The following is a 19,975-nucleotide window of genomic DNA, read 5'->3' as shown; positions in this document are numbered from 1 at the left end:
CGCAGCCGCCCTCCGGTGGAAGCGGGACAGTGGGGCGCCCGGCCCGCAGCCGCCCTCCGGCGGAAGCGGGACAGTGGGGCGCCCGGCCCGCAGCCGCCCTCCGGCGGGAGTGGGGAGTGGGGGCGCGTCACGGCCCGCCGCGTACAGCGGTCTCTGCCGGCGTGCACCACGCAGCCCACAGGTGTACGTCCCACATGCGGCGGGCTGGACGCGCCCCCACGCCCCCGACCCACGACGCACCCCCGGCGCACGCCCCGCACCCGCCCTCCGGCGCCCCCCGACGTACCCCCGCCCCCCGACGTACCCCCGCCCCCCGACGTACCCCCGCCCCACGACTCACCCGGCGCCCGCCCCCGGCGCCCGCCTCTCACCCGCCGGAGGCAACGAGCGCCATCCCCAACGGCGTCCGCTCATACAGCACCTGATGCCCGTACCGCCGCGAGGCGAGCAACCCCGCCCCCCGCAGCACAGTCAGATGCGCGGACACGGACGACGCCGCCATCCCCAGCCGATGCGCGAGCGCCGACGTGGACGCCGGTTCGTCCAGCGCGGCCAGCACGGCCGCCCGCCCCCGCCCCAGCAGCCGTACGAGAGCCTCCCCGCCCCCCGCCCCGGGCTCCGCCCACAACCCGGCCAGCCCACGCGCCGGATACACGACGGTCGGCTGCCACGGCGGATCGAACCCGCTGACCACGTCCGGCCAGGAGAAGACGCTCGGCATCAGCACCAGCCCCTGACCCCCCAGCTCCCGCCCGTGCTCACCCGCGATGTCGAGGGTCAGCGTCCGCCCGTCCCACGACAGCCGCCGGTCCAGCTCGGGCAGCAGCGCCCCCAGCCCCACCTCGGCCAGCCGCCGCGAATGAAAGGCGATGTCCGCCTCGAGCAGCGCCCGCAGCCGGGGCCAATCGGGCTCCACCAGCGCCCGCCAGGCCGCCTCCATGAGCCCGGCCAGCTCCGAGACCGCCCGCACCGGATCCAGGAGCAGCGCCCGCCCACGCGCGGACTCGGCGGCCCCCGGCGTCTGGGTGAGCGCCCGGGCGATCTCGACCTCCGCCATCCGGGGATCGGCGGCCCGCACGGCGGCGATCTCCTCCTCGAACGTGGCCGCCGGCCCGATCGGCGGCGGCCCGAGGAAATCGGGGTTGTACCCCCGCCGGGGCATGAGCAGCCACAGCGTCTCCAGGTCCAGCTCACGCGCGGCCCCCTGGATGCGCCGCAGCCAGTGCGGGTGATACCCGTGCCGGTCCGGCCGCCCCAGCGTCCGCACGGCCTCCTGCGTCTCCCACAGCGGCGACACGGCGAACCGGCACCGCATCAGATCATCGCCCCCGAACCGCAACCGGAACGGCATACCGCGCCCCCTTCTCCCCCGGACATTCGGCGAGAGCCGAAACACTACGCACGGACGCGCACCCCCCACCACGCTGCCCCCATGCAGGAAGCAGCACACGAAGCAGCAGCACACGAAGCAGCAGCACGCGAAGCAGCAGCACCCCGGCCCACCACGAACGAACCCCCCGCCCGCCCCCCGGGCTACGCCCAGACCTTCGCCGTCCCCGAGTTCCGAGCCGTCTTCGCGGCCCACGCCCTCTCCCTCCTCGGCGTGATCGTCAGCGAGATCGCCCTCTCGGTCCTCGTGTACGACCTCACCGGCTCCCCCCTCCTCAGCGCACTCACCTTCGCGCTGGGCTTCCTCCCGTACGTGGTCGGCGGCACCCTCCTCGCGGGAGTGGCCGACCGCTTCCCGGCCCGCCGCGTCCTGGTCACCTGCGACCTGGTGTGCGCGGCCTGCGTGGCCCTGATGGTCGCGCCGGGCGCCGGCATAGGCGTCCTGCTGCTCCTGCGCTGCGCCCTGGCCGTGGTCTCACCCGTCTTCCAGGGCACCCGCACGGCCACGCTGGCGGACGTCCTCGGCGACGGCGACCTGTTCGTGCTCGGCCGCTCCCTGCTGCGGATCGTCTCCCAGAGCGCGCTCCTGGTCGGCTACGGCCTCGGCGGCCTCCTCCTGACGGTGGTCAGCCCCCGCCACGCGCTGCTGATCACCGTGGGCACCTTCCTGGCCTCGGCGGTCCTGCTCCGCGTGGGCACCCGGCACCGCCCGGCCCGCACCGACGCGGCGTCCACCGGACCGGGCGCCCTGGTGGGCGACTCCCTGCGCGGGGCGGGCCGGGTCCTGTCCCACCCGCGCGTGCGCGCCCTGCTCCTGCTCTTCTGGGTCCCCCCGATGTTCGCGGTCGTGCCGGAGGCCCTGGCGGCCCCCTACGCCGACGACCTCGGCGTAGGCTCCACCGGCCTCGGCCTGCTGATGTGCGCGCTGCCGGCGGGCACGATCGCGGGCGAGCTGTACGCGGGCTCGCGGCTGCGCCCGGCCACCCGGGAGCGGATCACCCTGCCGCTGGTGTGCGCGGCCCTGCTGCCGTACGCCGGCTACGCCCTGCGCCCGGGCCTGGCCGTGTCCCTGCTCCTGCTGCTGGTCTCCGGCGCGGGCTCGGCGTACACCCTGGGCCTGGACCAGTGGTTCGTGCGGGCGGTGCCCGAGGAGCTGCGGGGGAGGGCGATGACGCTGCTCACCGCCGGGCTCATGACGATCCAGGGCGTGGGCATGGCACTGGCGGGCGTGGCGGCGCAGTTCGCGGGCGTGCGGACCACCGTCGCCGGGGCCGGGGTCCTAGGCACGGTGTGCTGCGCGCTGCTCGCCCTGGGTGCCCGGCGGACCGAAAGGCGAGACAGGGCTGACCACGATATGACCGACCGGTAGGGTCTGATGCCGTGCCGAAGCCCCTCAGTCTTCCCTTCGACCCCATCGCCCGTGCCGACGAGCTCTGGAAACAGCGCTGGGGAAACGTGCCGTCCATGGCGGCGATCACCTCCATCATGCGCGCCCACCAGATCCTGCTCGCCGAGGTGGACGCGGTGGTCAAGCCGTACGGGCTGACGTTCGCGCGCTACGAGGCGCTGGTGCTGCTCACCTTCTCCAAGGCGGGCGAGCTGCCGATGTCCAAGATCGGCGAGCGGCTCATGGTGCATCCCACGTCGGTGACCAACACCGTGGACCGCCTGGTGAAGTCGGGTCTGGTGGCCAGGCGCCCCAACCCCAACGACGGGCGCGGCACGCTCGCCGTCATCACCGACAAGGGCCGCGAGGCCGTCGACGCGGCGACCCGCGACCTGATGGCGATGGACTTCGGCCTCGGGGCGTACGACGCGGAGGAGTGCGCGGAGATCTTCGCGATGCTGCGCCCTCTGCGTATCGCCGCACACGACTTCGACGAGGACTGAGCACCGCCGCGGGCGGCGGGCAACGCGCCCCGGAGCGTGGACCGACCCTGGACAAGATCTCCCGGAACGGGCGGTTACGCTCGACTCCATGAAGAAGAGCGTGCTGACCCGCTACCGCGTCATGGCCTACGTCACCGGTGTGCTGCTGGTCCTGCTGACCCTCGGCGTGATCGCCAAGTACGGCCTCCAGATCGACGGGGCGGCCAAGTTCACCACCGTGATCGGCATCGCGCACGGCTGGCTGTACGTGATCTACCTGGTCTTCGCCTTCGACCTGGGCTCCAAGGCGAAGTGGCCGGTCGCCAAGCAGCTGTGGGTGCTGCTGGCCGGCACCGTCCCGACCGCCGCCTTCTTCGTGGAGCGCAGGGTCAGCCGCGAGCTCGAGGGCCGTATCGCGGGCACCGCGCCCGCGGTCGCCGAGGCGTAACGACTTCCGCCGTACGCACGCGTACGGCGGTCAGGCGTCGACATTTACTAGGACGTCCTAGTAACTTCGAAGCATGGACGCTGACGCCATCGAGGAGGGCCGCCGACGCTGGCAGGCCCGGTACGACGCCGCACGCAAGCGCGACGCAGACTTCACCACGCTCTCCGGCGACCCCGTGGAGCCGGTGTACGGGCCCCGGCCCGGTGACACGTACGAGGGATTCGAGCGGATCGGCTGGCCCGGTGAGTACCCCTTCACCCGCGGCCTGTACCCGACCGGCTACCGCGGGCGCACGTGGACGATCCGGCAGTTCGCCGGGTTCGGCAACGCCGAGCAGACCAACGAGCGCTACAAGATGATCCTCGGCAACGGCGGCGGCGGACTCTCCGTCGCCTTCGACATGCCGACGCTCATGGGCCGTGACTCCGACGACCCGCGCTCGCTGGGCGAGGTCGGGCACTGCGGGGTGGCGATCGACTCGGCGGCGGACATGGAGGTCCTGTTCAAGGACATCCCGCTCGGCGACGTCACCACGTCGATGACGATCAGCGGGCCGGCCGTGCCCGTCTTCTGCATGTACCTGGTGGCCGCCGAGCGGCAGGGCGTGGACCCCGCCGTCCTCAACGGCACGCTCCAGACGGACATCTTCAAGGAGTACATCGCGCAGAAGGAGTGGCTCTTCCAGCCCGAGCCGCACCTGCGCCTGATAGGCGACCTGATGGAGCACTGCGCGGCCAGCATCCCCGCCTACAAGCCGCTGTCGGTCTCCGGCTACCACATCCGCGAGGCCGGGGCCACGGCCGCGCAGGAGCTCGCGTACACGCTCGCGGACGGCTTCGGCTACGTCGAGCTGGGCCTGAGCCGCGGGCTGGACGTGGACGTCTTCGCGCCCGGCCTGTCGTTCTTCTTCGACGCGCACGTCGACTTCTTCGAGGAGATCGCCAAGTTCCGCGCGGCGCGCCGCATCTGGGCCCGCTGGATGCGGGACGTCTACGGCGCGAAGTCCGACAAGGCGCAGTGGCTGCGCTTCCACACGCAGACCGCCGGCGTCTCGCTGACCGCGCAGCAGCCCTACAACAACGTGGTGCGCACCGCGGTGGAGGCCCTGGCCGCGGTGCTCGGCGGCACCAACTCGCTGCACACCAACGCCCTGGACGAGACCCTGGCGCTCCCCTCCGAGCAGGCGGCCGAGATCGCCCTGCGCACGCAGCAGGTGCTGATGGAGGAGACCGGGGTGGCGGGCGTGGCCGACCCGCTGGGCGGTTCGTGGTACGTCGAGCAGCTGACGGACCGGATCGAGGCGGACGCGGAGAAGATCTTCGAGCAGATCAAGGAGCGGGGGCTGCGCGCCCACCCGGACGGACGGCACCCCATCGGCCCGGTCACCTCCGGGATCCTGCGGGGCATCGAGGACGGCTGGTTCACGGGCGAGATCGCCGAGTCGGCGTTCCGCTACCAGCAGGCGCTGGAGAAGGGCGACAAGAAGGTCGTCGGCGTCAACGTCCACACCGGGTCGGTCACCGGCGACCTGGAGATCCTGCGGGTGAGCCACGAGGTGGAGCGCGAGCAGGTGCGCGTGCTCGGCGCCCGCAAGGCGGCCCGGGACGAAGCGGCGGTGCGCGCCGCGCTGGACGCCATGCTGGCGTCCGCCCGCGACGGCTCCAACATGATCGAGCCCATGCTCGAGGCGGTACGCGCCGAGGCCACCCTGGGCGAGATCTGCGGCGTCCTGCGCGACGAGTGGGGCGTGTACACCGAGCCGGCGGGCTTCTGACCCACACACACCGGGCGGGGCGCCCCTCAACGGCCCCCCGCCCGGCCGCCCACGGCGTGCGGCCCACGGCGTGCGGCCCGCGGCGTGCGGCAGGGGGCGTTGCCCAGGGCGTGCGGCCCGCGGCGTGCTGCTCAGGGGGTGCGGCTCACGGCCTGTTGCCCAGGGCGTGCCGCCCGCGGCACACGCCGGCGGGCTTGTGCTCCACGGACATCGGGCGGGGCGCTCCCCAATGGCACCCCGCCCGGCCGCCCACGGCGTGTGGCCCACGGCGTGCCGCTCAGGGCGTGCGGCTCACGGCGTGCCGCTCAGGGCGTGCGGCTCACGGCGTGCCGCTCAGGGCGTGCGGCTCACGGCGTGCCGCCCGCGGCACACGCCGGCGGGCTTGTGCTCCACGGACATCGGGCGGGGCGCTACTCAACGGCACCCGCCCGGCCGCCCACGGCGTCTTGCCCACGGCGTGCGGCTCACGGCGTGTGGCCCAGGGCGTGTGGCTTCACGGCGTGCCGCCCGTGGCGCACGGCCCAGGGCGTGCCACCCACGGCGTGCGGCTCACGGCTCACGGCGTGCCACCCGCACCGTGCCACCCGCACCGTGCCGCCGCGGCGCTACGCCCCGGTGCTACGTCGACGCGGCGCCGAGGCCGCCGAGCAGGACGCGGGTGAAGCCGCGGACCCAGGCCTCGTCCGCCGGTTCGGCGCTCACCAGGGTGCGGTGGACCACCGCGCCGGCGACCACGTCGAAGATCAGGTCGACCGTGCGGGCCGCCTCCTCGGGGCCGGCCGGCGGGGGGAGCTCGCCGCGGGCCTCGGCGCGGGCGCGGCCCTCGAGAACCAGCCGTTTCTGGCGGTCCACGATCGAGGCGCGGATACGCTCGCGCAGCGCCTCGTCGCGGGTGGACTCGGCGACCACCGCCATCAGCCCGCTCTTGGCCTCCGGCCGGGCCAGGATCGCCGCGAACTGCAGGACCACGCCCTCGATGTCGGCGGCCAGGCTGCCCCGGTCGGGCAGCTGAAGCTCGTCGAACAGTTCGGCGACCGCGTCCACCACCAGCTCGTGCTTGCCCGCCCAGCGGCGGTACAGCGTCGTCTTGGCGACCCCGGCGCGCGTCGCCACGTCCCCCAGCGTGAGCCTGGACCAGCCCAGTTCCACCAGCGCCTGGCGCGTCGCCGCGAGGATCGCCGCGTCCGCGGCCGCACTGCGCGGGCGGCCGGTACGGCTGGCGGGGGTGCGGCTCTGCATGTCTCGACCATAACCGGCGGGTTCTGTGCGGTCGTGAGGGAGATCACCGGCGAGTGGTGCCGGAGCCGCCCTCCATGGCATTACGCTACGACACGTAGCGAAAGCTCGTGCCCGACCCGCACGGGCGACAACCACCAGGCGTGGGGTGGGGACCCGGCGCCGAACACCTCGCTTTTTTCCTTCATGCGCGCGGACGGGGGAGGATAGACGCATGCAGCCACGGAACATGTCCATGAGCGGAGTCGTCGACCTCGCCGCGGTGAAGGCGGCCCAGGAGGCCAAGGCCAAGGCGGAGCAGGCGCGCGCCGAGGCCGCCCGGCGGGGCGGGACGGGCGCCGTCTCCCCGGCCGATCTCGTCATCGACGTGGACGAGGCAGGATTCGAGCGGGATGTCCTGCAGCGGTCCGCCGAAGTCCCCGTCGTCATCGATTTCTGGGCCGAATGGTGTCAGCCCTGCAAGCAACTGAGCCCGGTCCTGGAGCGGCTCGCCGTCGAGTACGACGGACGCTTCCTCCTCGCCAAGATCCACGTTGACGCCAACCAGCTGCTGATGCAGCAGTTCGGGGTCCAGGGCATCCCGGCGGTCTTCGCCGTGGTCGCGGGCCAGGCCCTGCCGCTGTTCCAGGGCGCGGCCGGCGAGGCGCAGATCCGGCAGACGCTGGACCAGCTGGTGCAGGTCGCCGAGGAGCGCTTCGGCCTGACCGGCCTGACCGTCGACCCGGACGCCGAGCCGGGCGGCGCCTCCCAGGCGCCCGCCCAGGCCCCGGTGGGCCCCTACGAGTCGCTGCTGAACGCGGCGGCCGAGGCGCTGGACGCCGGCGACTTCGCCGGCGCGGTCCAGGCGTACAAGAACGTGCTGGCCGACGACCCGGGCCACCCCGAGGCCAAACTGGGCCTCGCCCAGGCCGAGTTGCTCCAGCGGGTGCGCGGCCTCGACCCGCAGAGGGTGCGGCAGGAGGCGGCCGAGAAGCCGGCCGACGCGCAGGCGCAGATCGCGGCCGCCGACCTGGACCTGGTGGGCGGGCACGTGGAGGACGCCTTCGGGCGGCTCATCGACGCGGTGCGGCGCACCGCGGGGGAGGACCGGGACGCGGTGCGGCTGAGGCTGCTGGAGCTGTTCGAGGTCGTCGGCGCGGAGGACCCCCGGGTGGCGGCGGCGCGCAGGGCCCTGGCGCGGGCGCTGTTCTGAGCCGGACGGCGACGGGTCCGCTGACCAGTCGCTAAACGTCAGGGCCTGTGATGCCCGAGTGAAAGATTGGCCGACGAGGCGTCAGAGCGGCCGCGCTTTACCAAATCTTGGTAATCGCGGCCGCTGTTACTGCCAGTAAGTCGAGGCCGTTGGTCTGCCCGGTTCCGTCCAGTGATCAACAGTTTTGTCCTCCCCTTTTCTGCCACCCAGCGTCGCCGTTCGAGACCGGCGAGTCGTCCCATGGTTATCCGGCCGTTACTAGTGAGTAACGAACCCCCTTGTGCGGGCGGCGAGAATGCACCACGATCGGCGACGCTCGGTCCATTCCCGTAGCTCGACAGCCGGTCGGGCCACGGGGTGTCTGGGTCCCCACCGAGCAGGGACGGCGGCAGTGGCGCCGTCCCTTGGGCAGGGGGGTCTTCGCCGTCCCGGCGAAGCCTGTCCAGCAAGGTTGTGCGTGATGCGTGTCAGGCGCGACCAGTGGTTGTCGCTCGGGGGTGATCGCCGGTGATTCGGGCGCGTTTCGCGCCGCCGAGCGCGGGCGCTCTCCTTCCCGAGGACGTAGCACTTCTCCCATCCCTGCCCGGTTCCAGCCGCCGTCACGGGGGCGAGCCGAGACCAGGAGATGTACGTCCGAGAAGGAGGAAATATGGAGTCCCAGGTGCGTGGCGGGACCAGATGGAAGCGGTTCGCTGTGGTCATGGTGCCCAGCGTCGCCGCGACGGCAGCGATAGGCGTGGCCCTGGCGCAGGGTGCTCTCGCCGCTTCGTTCAGCGTGTCGGGTCAGTCCTTCAAGGTGACCGCCGACAAGCTGGTCGGCCAGGGCTTCGCGCAGTACGGCGCGATCGACTCGGGGTACACCCTTGACGGCCAGAAGACGGCGCACCCGGTCGCGGTCTCGGCCTTCAAGAAGGCCACGATCAACAACATGTGCCAGTCGGTCGTCACGCCGAACGTGCCGTTCTTCGGTTCGGTCAGCCTGACGCTGAAGGCCGGCGGCGACAAGCCGGTGGAGGCCGACAACCTCTACATCGACGTCGCCGACCTCAACGCCGACGCCACCTTCAACAACATCGACATCGGTGTTGCCGCCAAGGACGCCGCCAAGGGTCCGGGCATGAAGGGCGGCGGCGAGCAGGCCAACCCCTACGGGTTCGCCCAGCAGGCCGACTCGGCCACGCTGACCGACGTGAAGCAGACGGCGTGGGCGACCACCGCCGGAACCTTCAAGCTCAGCGGCCTGAAGATGTCGCTGTCGACGGGTACGCACGAGTGCTACTGAGCATTCGGTGACGGGCGGGGGAGCCTTCTGGCGCCCCCGCCCGTGCCCCGCTCGGCGGTGTCTTCACAGACCCCCCACACCACCGAAGCACCACTCTCACCACAGCAAAGCCGTACCAGGGAGCTGTTTTCCATGAGCGCCGAGACTCCTGCCGTACCCGGCCAGTTCACCCGCCGGAGGCTGCAGTTCCGCGCCTGGCGGGGCACGCGTCCGTTCTGGGCCGGTCTGTTCGTCCTGTTCGCCGGCTTTCCGATCATGTACTTCCCGTACGCGCACCTCCAGGTCGGCCACCTGACCCTGGCGATGGCGACCACCGCGGGAGCAGGGTCCCTGATCATCGGCGTACTGCTCGTCGTCCTCGGCATCAGCCTGTGGTTCCAGGCGCACATCCGGGTCTTCGCGGGTGTCGCGGCGATCCTGCTGGGCCTGGTGTCCATCCCCGTGTCCAACTTCGGCGGCTTCGTCGTCGGCTTCCTGCTCGCCCTCATCGGCGGCGCGATGGCCGTCGCGTGGGCACCGGGCGCGCCGCCCGCGGCGGAGCCCGCCGCCGGGGCCGGTACGGGCCAGGACGGCGCCCCGGGGACCTCGCTGGACAAGGCGACGGACGCGGGCACGGTGAGCGACTCGAACGACCTGTCAGGAACGAGCCCGGCCAACGGGGCGAACGGGAGGCACAGTGCCGGCTGACGAGGTGACCCACGGGACTGATGTGGACGAGTCCCGTGTGAGAACCGGGCCGCGCCACGCGGCACCCAAGAAGCCGCTGTTCACCAGGTTCCACATGCCGGCCGGCAAGGCGATGGCCATGGCGGCCATGCCGACCGCCGTCCTGATGGGGATGGGGTTCACGTCGACGCTCGCGCTCGCCGACAACAACAGCTCCTCACCGTCGCCGGCCAGCACCCTGAGCGCGAAGGAGTACAAGGACTGCGTCGCGGCGCTGGACGGCACCAACTCCTCCTCGCCCTCGCCGTCCGCCTCCGCGAGCGAGTCCGCGAAGACCGGCACGTCGTCCCCGTCCCCCTCGGCGTCGTCCTCCCCCGAGAAGGGCTCCTCCTCCAAGGGCTCCTCCGGCAGCGGCTCCTCGGGCAAGTCCTCTTCGCCGGATTCAGGTTCCGGCGACAAGGCCACCCCCGAGCCGTCCGCGACCGGTTCGGCGGCCGAGCCCGGCGGTTCGGGCTCCGGCGGCGACACCGCCACCCCGTCCGCGACGGCGGGCAGCGGCGGCGGCCTGCTGGACACCGTCGGCCACACGCTCGGTGACCTCCTCACCGGCGGGAAGGCGGACTCCGCGTCCCCCTCGTCCGTCGAGGCCACCCCGTCCGCCTCCGCCACCCCCTCGGCGAGCGCGGCCAAGGACGCCTCCGCCGGCGACTCCTCCGGCACGAGCGCGTCCGGCACCGTGAACGACACGGTCAAGAAGGCCACCGGCACGGTCACGGACACCGTCAAGGGCGCGGCCGCCACGGCCACCAAGGCCGCCTCGGACGCCACCAAGACGGTCAAGGACACCGCCGCCACGGCCACCGCGAGCGCCACGCCGAGCCCGTCCGCGAGCTCCACCACGGACCCGAAGAACTGCCCGGCGGCCACCGACGCCCAGGGCGGCGTCGACAACAAGGTGCCGCTGGCGGACGACCCCTGGTACCTGGACGCCAGCTCGCTGACGCTCAAGGGCGCCGACTACCAGGGCGTAGTCGAGGTCAGGACCGCCAACGGCACGGTCAAGAAGGTCCTGAAGTACGTCATCTCCAACGGCACCGACATCGGCGACCTGCACCAGACGGTGAAGGACAAGCAGTCCGGCAAGACCTACCACGTGCAGGCGTCCAAGGGCTCGACGTCCACCATCACCGGCGGCGACACGGTGATGTACACGGAGAGCATCTCGGGCAACCTGCTCGGCCTGATCCCGATCACGTTCAGCCCGGACAACCCGCCCCCGCTGAACATCCCGCTGATCTACTTCACCAAGGTCCACGTCGTCCAGGCGGCCCAGTTCGGCGGCAACCTGCACGTGCCCGGCATGCACGTGTACACGACCGACTGAGCGTCCGCCACGGGCCCGTACGAGCCTTTCCGGGAGCCGCGAGACACCGAGGGCGCCCCCTGTCGCAGGGGGCGCCCTCGGTGCCGTACCACGAGCCGTGCGGTGCTCCGGGCGGGGCCGGGCGCGTCAGTCGCGCGCGCCGCCGCCCAGGTGGTGGACGCGGACCATGTTGGTGGTGCCGGGGACGCCGGGGGGCGAACCGGCGGTGATGATCACCGTGTCGCCGGGCGCGAAGCGGTTGAGCTTGATCAGTTCCTGGTCGACCAGCTCGACCATCTCGTCGGTGCTGGCGACGAAGGGCACCACGTGCGACTCCACGCCCCAGCTCAGCGCCAGCTGGTTGCGGGTGGACTCGTCCGTGGTGAACGCCAGGATCGGCTGCTCGGCGCGGTAGCGGGAGAGCCGGCGGGCGGTGTCACCGGACTGCGTGAAGGCCACCAGGCCCTTGCCGCCCAGGAAGTCGGCGATCTCGGCGGCCGCGCGGGCCACCGAACCGCCCTGCGTGCGCGGCTTCTTGCCCGGGACCAGCGGCTGGAGGCCCTTGGACAGCAGCTCCTCCTCGGCCGCCTGCACGATCTTCGACATCGTCTTGACGGTCTCGATCGGGTACGCGCCCACGCTGGACTCGGCGGACAGCATCACCGCGTCGGCGCCGTCCAGGATCGCGTTGGCCACGTCGGAGGCCTCGGCGCGGGTCGGGCGGGAGTTGGTGATCATCGACTCCATCATCTGGGTCGCCACGATCACCGGCTTGGCGTTGCGGCGGCACAGCTCGATGAGCCGCTTCTGCACCATCGGGACCTTCTCCAGCGGGTACTCCACCGCCAGGTCGCCGCGGGCCACCATCACACCGTCGAACGCCATCACGACGTCCTGCATGTTCTCCACCGCCTGCGGCTTCTCCACCTTGGCGATGACCGGGACCCGGCGGCCCTCCTCGTCCATGACCCGGTGGACGTCGGCGACGTCCTTGGCGTCCCGGACGAAGGACAGCGCGACCATGTCGCAGCCCATGCGCAGCGCGAAGCGCAGGTCCTCGACGTCCTTGTCGGACAGCGCGGGCACGTTGACGGCCGCGCCGGGCAGGTTGATGCCCTTGTGGTCGGAGACCACGCCGCCCTCGATGACGATCGTCCTGACCCGCGCGCCCTCGACGTCCAGGACCTTCAGCTCGACGTTGCCGTCGTTGATCAGGATTTGGTCGCCGCGCGAGACGTCGCCCGGCAGACCCTTGTACGTCGTGCCGCAGATGTGCTTGTCGCCCGGGACGTCCTCGGTGGTGATGGTGAACTCGTCACCCCGCTCCAGCTCCACCGGGCCCTCGGCGAAGGTCTCCAGACGGATCTTCGGGCCCTGGAGGTCGGCGAGCACGGCGATGGCCCGGCCGGTCTCCTTGGCCGCGGCACGGACGCGGTCGTACCGGCCCTGGTGCTCGGCGTGCGTGCCGTGGCTGAAGTTGAAGCGGGCCACGTTCATGCCGGCTTCGATCAGCGACACGAGCTGCTCGTGGGAGTCGACCGCGGGGCCGAGAGTACAGACGATTTTCGAACGGCGCATGGGGGCGATCCTATCGGTTTGTTTCGCTGCGGAATATTCCGTCTGGCGGAAAATACAAATGGGCGGGTACGCGCTCAGTCGAGTGCCGGTCGAATTCCTCAGTCGCCCTTGTCGTCCTTTCCGACCAGTGCGTAGGTCTGGCTCGCGATCTCCATTTCCTCGTCCGTCGGAACCACGGCCACGGCCACCCGCGCGCCCTCGGGCGAGATCAGCCGCGCCTCGTCGCCGCGCACGGCGTTCCGCGCGCCGTCCACCGCCAGACCCAGCCCCTCCAGGCCCGCCAGGGCGGCCTCGCGCACGAAGTCCGCGTTCTCGCCGACCCCGGCGGTGAAGGCGACCGCGTCCACCCTCCCGAGTACCGCGTAATACGCCCCGATGTACTTCCGCAGCCGGTGGATGTAGATCTCGAACGCGAGCCGCGCCTGCTCGTCGCCCTCGTCCATCCGGCGCCGGATCTCCCGCATGTCGTTGTCGCCGCACAGGCCGTACAGACCGCTCCTCTTGTTGAGGAGAGTGTCGATCTCGTCCATGGACATTCCGGCAACGCGCTGCAAATGGAAGATGACGGCCGGATCGAGATCGCCGGAACGCGTTCCCATCACCAGCCCCTCCAGCGGGGTGAGCCCCATGGAGGTGTCCACGCACTTCCCGCCCCGCACCGCCGAGGCCGAGGCCCCGTTGCCCAGGTGCAGCACGATGACGTTGACGTCCTCCGGGGCCCTGCCCAGCAGCCCGGCCGTGGCCCGGGAGACGTAGGCGTGCGAGGTGCCGTGGAAGCCGTAGCGGCGCACCCGGAAGCGGTCCGCGATCTTCGTCTCGATCGCGTAGCGGGCCGCGGACTCCGGCATGGTGGTGTGGAACGCCGTGTCGAAGACGGCGACCTGCGGCAGGTCCGGGCGCATCGCCATGGCCGTGCGGATGCCGGTGAGGTTGGCCGGATTGTGCAGCGGGGCCACCGGGATCAGCCGCTCGATCTCGGTGAGCACCTCCTCGTCGACGACCGTGGGCTCGGTGAAGAACATGCCGCCGTGCACCACGCGGTGCCCGATCGCGGCCAGTTCGGGGGAGTCCAGGCCGAGCCCGTCCTTGGACAGCTCCTCCGCGACGGCCTTCAGGGCGGCGTCGTGGTCGGCGATCGGCCCGTTCTGTTCCCGAGTGCCGCCCGAGGCGAGGCAGGTGTGCTTCAGGCGGGAGGTCTGCTCGCCGATCCGCTCGACCAGGCCGACGGCCAGCCGGCTCCGGTCGCGCATGTCGAGCAGCTGGTACTTCACCGACGAGGAGCCGGAGTTGAGGACGAGGACACGGGTCGCGTTCACAGGGTGGAGGTCTCTCTCTACGACTTCTGCGGCGTCAGATGGCGGGCGTGCGGGCCTGGATGGCCGTGATCGCGACGGTGTTGACGATGTCCTGGACGAGGGCGCCCCGGGACAGGTCGTTGACCGGCTTGCGCAGGCCCTGGAGCACCGGCCCGACCGCGATCGCGCCGGCCGAGCGCTGCACGGCCTTGTAGGTGTTGTTGCCGGTGTTCAGGTCCGGGAAGATCAGCACGGTGGCCTGCCCGGCGACCTCCGAGCCCGGCAGCTTGGTGGCGGCCACCGACGGCTCCACGGCCGCGTCGTACTGGATCGGGCCCTCGATCATCAGGTCCGGCCGGCGCAGCCGCACCAGCTCGGTCGCCTCGCGCACCTTGTCCACGTCGGCGCCCGTGCCCGAGGTGCCGGTGGAGTACGACAGCATGGCGATGCGCGGCTCGACGCCGAAGCGGGCCGCGGTGGCCGCGGACTGGACGGCGATGTCGGCGAGCTGCTCCGCGTCCGGGTCGGGGTTGACCGCGCAGTCGCCGTAGACGAGCACCTTGTCCGCCAGGCACATGAAGAACACCGACGAGACGATCGAGGAGTCCGTGGTGGTCTTGATGATCTCGAAGGCCGGCCGGATCGTCGCCGCCGTGGAGTGCACCGACCCCGACACCATCCCGTCGGCCAGGCCCTCCTGGACCATCAGGGTGCCGAAGTAGTTGACGTCCGAGACCACGTCGTACGCCAGCTCCACGGTGACGCCCTTGTGGGCGCGCAGCCGGGAGTACCGCTCGGCGAAGGCGTCGCGCAGCTCGGAGACGGCCGGGTCGATCAGCTGCGAGTCGGCGAGGTCGATGCCGAGGTCGGCGGCCTTCTTGCGGACGGCGTCCACCGGACCGAGCAGCGTCAGGTCGCACACGCCCCGGCGCAGCAGCACCTCCGCCGCGCGCAGCACCCGCTCCTCGGTGCCCTCCGGCAGGACGACCCGTCGCTTGTCGAGGCGGGCCTGCTCCAGCAGCTGGTGCTCGAACATCATCGGCGTGACCCGGTCGCTGCTCGGCGCGGAGACCCGCTTGCTGAGGTCGGCGGTGTCGACGTACCGCTCGAACAGGCCGAGCGCGGTCTCCGCCTTGCGCGGGGTGGCCGCGTTGAGCTTGCCCTCCAGGGAGAACAGCCGCTCGGCGGTGGGGAAGCTGTTGCCGGCCACCGAGACCACCGGGGTGCCGGGCGCGAGCCGGGCGGCGAGGGACAGGATCTCCTCGCCCGGCGCCTCGTTCAGCGTGAGCAGCACGCCCGCGATCGGCGGGTTGCCGGCGCTGTGCGCGGCCAGCGAGCCGACGACCAGGTCGGCGCGGTCCCCGGGGGTGACGACCAGGCAGCCCGGGGTCAGGGCCTTGAGCAGGTTGGGCAGCATGGCGCCGCCGAAGACGAAGTCCAGGGCGTCGCGGGCGAGGCCCGAGTCGTCGCCGAGCAGGATCTTGCCGTCCAGGGCCTGGGCGATCTGGGAGACGGTCGGCGCGGACAGGGCGGGCTCGTCCGGCACCACGAAGCAGGGCACGGGCAGCCGGCCCGCCAGCCGCTCGGCGATCGCGTCCCGGTCCTCGCGGGCCACCCGGTTGGCGATCATGGCGAGGACGTCGCAGCCGAGGCCGTCGTAGGCGCGGTAGGCGTTGCGGGTCTCGGCGAACACCGACTCCGCGGTCTGCTTGCGGCCGCCCACCACCGGGAGCACCGAGGCGCCGAACTCGTTGGCCAGACGGGCGTTGAGGGACAGCTCGTCGGGGAGCTGGGTGTCGGCGAAGTCGGTGCCGAGCACGAGGACGACGTCGTAGTCCCGGGCGACCAGGTGGAAGCGGTCGACGAGCGCGGACACCAGCTCGTCGGTGCCCTGCTCGGCCTGGAGGGCGGAGGCCTGCTGGTAGTCCAGGCCGTAGACGGTCGCCGGGTCCTGGGACAACCGGTAGCGGGCGCGCAGCAGTTCGAAGAGGCGGTCGGGACCGTCGTGGACGAGCGGACGGAAGACACCCACCCGGTCGACCTGCCGGGTCAGGAGCTCCATGACGCCCAGCTCGACGACCTGGCGGCCGTCGCCGCGGTCGATGCCGGTCACGTACACACTGCGGGTCACGCTGGGCTCTCCGTTTCGTCGGACGGTGCTCGGTCCGGCGGCTGCCGGTGTGCAAAAAAATCGCCCACTGGGACGAGTGGAACCCCCTTGACAATACCCCCGGCGATGGATAAGGCGCCCGTCAAGTCCGGGTCCGGCCGGACCGCGCCCGGGTGCCCGGGGGACGTGAAACAATCGGACAGGATCACCGGTATCAACACTGAGCAGGAGACCTAGCGCGATGCGTATCGGAGTTCTCACGGCAGGCGGAGACTGTCCTGGGCTGAACGCGGTGATCCGGTCGGTCGTGCACCGAGCGGTCACGACGTACGGCGACGAGGTCATCGGCTTCGAGGACGGCTACGCGGGCCTGCTCGACGGGCGCTACCGCGGCCTCGACCTCAACGCGGTCAGCGGCATCCTGGCCCGCGGCGGCACCATCCTCGGCTCCTCCCGGCTGGAGCGCGACCGCTTGCGCGAGGCCTGCGAGAACGCCTCCGACATGATCCACGAGTTCGGCATCGACGCGCTCATCCCGATCGGCGGCGAGGGCACGCTGACGGCGGCGCGGATGCTGTCGGACGCCGGGCTGCCGGTGGTCGGCGTGCCGAAGACCATCGACAACGACATCTCCTCCACCGACCGCACCTTCGGCTTCGACACCGCCGTCGGCGTGGCCACCGAGGCGATGGACCGCCTGAAGACCACCGCCGAGTCCCACCAGCGGGTGATGGTCGTGGAGGTCATGGGCCGCCACGCGGGCTGGATCGCCCTGGAGTCCGGCATGGCGGCCGGCGCCCACGGCATCTGCCTGCCCGAGCGCCCCTTCGACCCCGCCGACCTGGTCAAGATGGTCGAGGAGCGCTTCGCCCGCGGCAAGAAGTTCGCCGTCGTCTGCGTCGCCGAGGGCGCGCACCCCGCCGAGGGCACGATGGACTACGGCAAGGGCGAGATCGACAAGTTCGGCCACGAGCGCTTCCAGGGCATCGGCACGGCACTGGCGTACGAGCTGGAGCGGCGCCTGGGCAAGGAGGCCAAGCCGGTCATCCTCGGCCATGTGCAGCGCGGCGGCGTCCCGACCGCCTACGACCGCGTCCTCGCCACCCGCTTCGGCTGGCACGCGGTGGAGGCCGCCCACCGCGGCGAGTTCGGCCACATGACCGCGCTGCGCGGCACCGACATCGTGATGGTCCCGCTGGCGGAGGCCGTCACCGAGCTGAAGACGGTCCCCAAGGACCGCATGGACGAGGCGGAGTCGGTCTTCTAGGACTCCCGTCCGTCCTTCCAGGATTCCTGCCCGTCCTGCCGCCGCCTTCCGGACGTCTCGGCCGGGAGGTAGCGGTAGATCAGCTCCGGGCGGCCGACCTGACCGTACAGGGGACTGCGGTCGGCGCGGCCCGCGTCGACCAGGTGCTCCAGATAGCGGCGGGCCGTGATGCGGGAGATGCCGACCGTCTCGGCCACCCCCGCCGCCGTCAGGCCCCGCTCGGCCTCGCGCAGGGCGGCCGTCACCCGGTTCAGGGTGGGTGCGCTCAGGCCCTTGGGCAGCGCGGCCGGGCCGGGGGCGCGCAGCGTGGCCAGCGCCCGGTCCACCTCGTCCTGGCCGCTCGCCTCGCCGGCCGCCGCGCGGAACTCGGCGTACCTGACCAGGCGGTCCCGCAGGGTGGCGAAGGTGAACGGCTTCAGGACGTACTGCACCACCCCCAGCGACACCCCCTCCCGCACCACCGCGAGATCCCGCGCCGAGGTCACCGCGATGACGTCCGCGTGATGGCCGGCGGCCCGCAGCGAGCGGGCGAGCTGGAGTCCGTGCACGTCCGGCAGGTGCAGGTCGAGCAGGAGCAGGTCGACGGGGGTGCGCTCCAGCGCCCGCCGCGCCTCGGCGCCGGTGCGCGCCTTGCCCACGGCCACGAACCCCGGCACCCGGCCCACGTACATCACGTGCGCGTCCGCCGCCACCGGGTCGTCCTCGACGACCAGTACACGGATCGGCTGCCCCTCGGGCGCGTGGCCCGTCATCTCGCGCCTCCCGGCGCCTCGGCCACGGCCGCGGGTGGGGCCGGTTCCGGGGCGTCCGCGAGCGGCAGCCGGGCCTCGAAGACCGCGCCGCCCCCGGGTGCCCCGTCCACCGTCAGTGTGCCGCCGTGGCGGTGGACGGCCTGACGGGCGAGGGCCAGGCCCAGGCCGCGGCCGCCGGGACCGGTCGGCTTGGTCGAGAAGCCCCGCCGGAACACCAGGCCCGCGTGGGCAGGGTCCACTCCGGGGCCGGTGTCGGCGACCCGCAGGACCAGTTCCCCGGCCTCCGCGCGCGCCGTCACCGTCACCCGGGCGGGCACCCGGCCCTGCGCCGCGTCCACGGCGTTGTCGACGAGGTTGCCGAGGATCGTCACCAGGTCGCGCGGCGGCAGGGCGGGCGGCAGCAGCCCGTCGTCCAGACCGCTGTCCTCGGACACCACCAGCTCCACGCCCCGCTCGTTGGCCTGCGCGGTCTTGCCCAGCAGCAGCGCGGCCAGCACCGGCTCGCTCACCGCCGCGACCACCTGGTCGGTCAGCGCCTGGGCCAGCTCCAGCTCCGCCGTGGCGAACTCCACCGCGTCCTCGGCGCGGCCCAGTTCGATCAGCGACACCACCGTGTGCAGGCGGTTCGCGGCCTCGTGCGCCTGCGAGCGCAGCGCCTGGGTGAAGCCGCGCTCGGAGTCCAGCTCGCCCATCAGCGACTGGAGCTCGGTGACGTCCCGCAGGGTCACCACCGTGCCCCGGCGCTCACCGCCCGAGACGGGCGAGGTGTTGACCACCAGGACGCGCGACTGCGTCAGGTGCACCTCGTCCACCCGCGGCTCCGAGGCCAGCAGCGCCCCGGTCAGCGGCGCGGGCAGCCCCAGGTCCGCCACCGACGTGCCCACCACGTCCTCCTCCCTGCCCACGCCCAGCAGCTCACGCCCGCCGTCGTTGATCAGCGCCACCCTGTACCGCGCGTCCAGCATCAGCAGGCCCTCGCGCACCGCGTGCAGCGCGGCCTGGTGGTAGTCGTGCATCCGGCTGAGCTCGTCGGCGTTCATCCCGTGGGTGTGCCGGCGCAGCCGCGCGTTGATCACGTACGTGCCGACACCGCCCAGCGCGAGGATCCCGGCCGCCACCCCGAGCAGCGCCGTCACCTGGTCCTGCACCCGGTGGCTGATGGCCTCCACCTTGATGCCTGCGCTGACCAGGCCGATGATCCGGCGGCCCTCCCACACGGGCGTGACCGCGCGGACGGACGCGCCGAGCGTACCGGTGTACGTCTCGGTGAAGGTCTCCCCGTGCTGGGCCCGGTAGATGTTGCCGAGGAAGGGCCTGCCGATCTGCTCCGCCGAGGGATGGGTCCAGCGGATCCCGCCAGGGGTCATGATCGTGACGAAGTCGACCCCGGTGTCCTTCTGCACCTTCAGCGCGTACGGCTGGAGCTGCGCCGTGGGGTTCGCCGTGTGGATCGCGGAGCGGACCGAGGGCGCGTCCGCGACCGAGCGGGCCACCGCCGTGGCCTGGCGGCGTGCCGCCTGCTCGGCCTGGCCGCGGTCGCTGACGTAGGTGAACAGTGCATATCCGGCCACGACGAGCGCGAGCAGAACGGCCTGCATCGCGAAGAGCTGGCCCGCCAGGCTGCGGGGTCTCGGGATACCGGGTATGCGCATGCCGTCAGTCTGCCTCCCGGTTGTGGCGTGAACTAAATGAACGGAAGGGTGACCGCCCTCACACGGCGGGAGATAGTCACGGCATTCCCCGAAAACCCCCGG

At 72.1% G+C, this 19,975-nt stretch carries 16 protein-coding genes; 9 read left to right on the top strand and 7 right to left on the bottom strand.

The window, feature by feature from the left end; translation table 11 throughout:
• Nucleotides 1-367: 367 nt before the first annotated feature.
• The gene (locus IE217_RS34030) at nt 368-1,351 is read right to left on the bottom strand and encodes an ArsR/SmtB family transcription factor (RefSeq protein WP_190181826.1); all 984 of its coding nucleotides are present in this window, start codon (nt 1,349-1,351) and stop codon (nt 368-370) included.
• 81 nt (nt 1,352-1,432) lie between these two features.
• Between IE217_RS34030 and IE217_RS34025 the strand changes: the two genes are divergently transcribed.
• From IE217_RS34025 to icmA, 4 genes are all read left to right on the top strand, one after another.
• On the top strand, nt 1,433-2,758 hold the full coding sequence (locus IE217_RS34025) for an MFS transporter (RefSeq protein WP_190181825.1): 1,326 nt from the start codon (nt 1,433-1,435) through the stop codon (nt 2,756-2,758).
• Between the two features lie 11 nt (nt 2,759-2,769).
• Entirely contained in the window at nt 2,770-3,279 is a 510-nt protein-coding gene (locus IE217_RS34020; RefSeq protein ID WP_189705460.1) for a MarR family winged helix-turn-helix transcriptional regulator, read from the top strand.
• Between the two features lie 88 nt (nt 3,280-3,367).
• Nucleotides 3,368-3,706 carry a DUF3817 domain-containing protein gene (locus IE217_RS34015; protein WP_190181824.1) on the top strand — a complete coding sequence of 113 codons (339 nt, stop codon included), beginning with the start codon at nt 3,368-3,370 and terminating at the stop codon, nt 3,704-3,706.
• Between the two features lie 73 nt (nt 3,707-3,779).
• Nucleotides 3,780-5,480 (top strand): coenzyme B12-dependent isobutyryl-CoA mutase large subunit, encoded by a 1,701-nt coding sequence (gene icmA / locus IE217_RS34010; RefSeq protein ID WP_190181823.1) that lies wholly within the window; start codon nt 3,780-3,782, stop codon nt 5,478-5,480.
• A 618-nt stretch (nt 5,481-6,098) separates the two neighbouring features.
• Here icmA and IE217_RS34005 read toward each other — a convergent pair.
• Nucleotides 6,099-6,719 carry a TetR/AcrR family transcriptional regulator gene (locus IE217_RS34005; RefSeq protein WP_190181822.1) on the bottom strand — a complete coding sequence of 207 codons (621 nt, stop codon included), beginning with the start codon at nt 6,717-6,719 and terminating at the stop codon, nt 6,099-6,101.
• A gap of 211 nt (nt 6,720-6,930) precedes the next feature.
• On the opposite strand from IE217_RS34005, the gene IE217_RS34000 reads away from it, so the two are divergent.
• From IE217_RS34000 to IE217_RS33985, 4 genes are all read left to right on the top strand, one after another.
• A complete protein-coding gene (locus IE217_RS34000; protein ID WP_190181821.1) occupies nt 6,931-7,908 on the top strand; it encodes a tetratricopeptide repeat protein in 978 nt (325 codons plus the stop codon).
• Between the two features lie 649 nt (nt 7,909-8,557).
• Nucleotides 8,558-9,190, top strand: coding sequence for a DUF6230 family protein (locus IE217_RS33995; RefSeq protein WP_190181820.1), 633 nt, complete (start codon nt 8,558-8,560; stop codon nt 9,188-9,190).
• A gap of 132 nt (nt 9,191-9,322) precedes the next feature.
• Nucleotides 9,323-9,877 (top strand): DUF6114 domain-containing protein, encoded by a 555-nt coding sequence (locus IE217_RS33990; RefSeq protein ID WP_190181819.1) that lies wholly within the window; start codon nt 9,323-9,325, stop codon nt 9,875-9,877.
• The gene (locus IE217_RS33985; protein WP_190181818.1) at nt 9,867-11,240 is read left to right on the top strand and encodes a hypothetical protein; all 1,374 of its coding nucleotides are present in this window, start codon (nt 9,867-9,869) and stop codon (nt 11,238-11,240) included. The genes IE217_RS33990 and IE217_RS33985 overlap by 11 nt, the downstream gene beginning before the upstream one ends.
• Nucleotides 11,241-11,366: 126 nt before the next feature.
• Here IE217_RS33985 and pyk read toward each other — a convergent pair whose 3' ends face one another.
• From pyk to pta, 3 genes are all read right to left on the bottom strand, one after another.
• Nucleotides 11,367-12,797: a pyruvate kinase gene (gene pyk / locus IE217_RS33980; RefSeq protein WP_190181817.1), complete on the bottom strand. Its 1,431-nt coding sequence runs from the start codon at nt 12,795-12,797 to the stop codon at nt 11,367-11,369.
• Between the two features lie 98 nt (nt 12,798-12,895).
• Nucleotides 12,896-14,113: an acetate kinase gene (locus tag IE217_RS33975; RefSeq protein ID WP_190181816.1), complete on the bottom strand. Its 1,218-nt coding sequence runs from the start codon at nt 14,111-14,113 to the stop codon at nt 12,896-12,898.
• Between the two features lie 34 nt (nt 14,114-14,147).
• Complete coding sequence (gene pta, locus IE217_RS33970) at nt 14,148-16,223, bottom strand: phosphate acetyltransferase (protein ID WP_190181815.1); 2,076 nt, start codon at nt 16,221-16,223, stop codon at nt 14,148-14,150.
• 220 nt (nt 16,224-16,443) lie between these two features.
• On the opposite strand from pta, the gene IE217_RS33965 reads away from it, so the two are divergent.
• Entirely contained in the window at nt 16,444-17,469 is a 1,026-nt protein-coding gene (locus IE217_RS33965) for an ATP-dependent 6-phosphofructokinase (protein ID WP_190181814.1), read from the top strand.
• On the opposite strand, the gene IE217_RS33960 is transcribed toward IE217_RS33965, so the two are convergent.
• Together IE217_RS33960 and IE217_RS33955 are read right to left on the bottom strand one after the other, a co-directional pair.
• On the bottom strand, nt 17,466-18,221 hold the full coding sequence (locus IE217_RS33960; RefSeq protein ID WP_190181813.1) for a response regulator: 756 nt from the start codon (nt 18,219-18,221) through the stop codon (nt 17,466-17,468). The two genes, IE217_RS33965 and IE217_RS33960, sit on opposite strands and share 4 nt — an antisense overlap.
• Nucleotides 18,218-19,873, bottom strand: a complete 1,656-nt coding sequence (locus tag IE217_RS33955; RefSeq protein WP_190181812.1) for a sensor histidine kinase — start codon at nt 19,871-19,873, stop codon at nt 18,218-18,220. Before IE217_RS33955 ends, IE217_RS33960 begins: the two co-directional genes overlap by 4 nt.
• Nucleotides 19,874-19,975 lie beyond the last annotated feature (102 nt).

This window comes from Streptomyces naganishii JCM 4654 (assembly GCF_014650575.1).
Classification (GTDB): Bacteria; Actinomycetota; Actinomycetes; order Streptomycetales; family Streptomycetaceae; genus Streptomyces; species Streptomyces naganishii.
Note: the sequence above shows the minus strand (reverse complement) of the source record. Positions and strands in the feature narration are given on the sequence as shown.